The 402-nt window shown below is 68.7% G+C and carries 1 protein-coding gene; it reads left to right on the top strand.

The window, feature by feature from the left end; all coding sequences use genetic code 11:
- Positions 1 to 23: 23 nt before the first annotated feature.
- Positions 24 to 402, top strand: a 379-nt coding sequence (locus I6F37_RS43030) for an MBL fold metallo-hydrolase (protein WP_225154833.1), incomplete at its 3' end; no start/stop codon positions are given.

Raw genomic sequence — 402 nt, 5'->3', positions numbered from 1 at the left:
CGTCGGTAGAGGCCGGCCTCTTCATGCAGCACGATCACGATCATCACGACCATCAGCTGAACACCGCCGACTCGACCGACGTGCAGGCCGTGACCGGCGAGCCCGAGGCGGCGCGCCCGCCGAAGCAGGAGCAGCAACCGGCCACCACCGACGTCACGGAGGTGGCGCCCGGTGTCGTCCGCACTCAACTGCCGATCAGCATGCCCGGGCTCGGTCACGTGAACTGCTACATCCTCGAAGACGAGCGGGGGATTGCGGTCGTCGATCCGGGCCTACCGGGTCCGGAGTCGTGGGAACACCTCGTCGGCCGGCTCGGCCTCGCAGGCTTCGCCGTGGAGGACGTCCACACCGTGGTGGTCACGCACTCGCATCCGGATCACTTCGGCGGGGCGATGCGACTCC

Origin of the sequence: Bradyrhizobium sp. NBAIM08 (assembly GCF_020193935.1) — a bacterium.
Lineage (GTDB): Bacteria > Pseudomonadota > Alphaproteobacteria > Rhizobiales > Xanthobacteraceae > Bradyrhizobium > Bradyrhizobium yuanmingense.
Note: the sequence above shows the minus strand (reverse complement) of the source record. Positions and strands in the feature narration are given on the sequence as shown.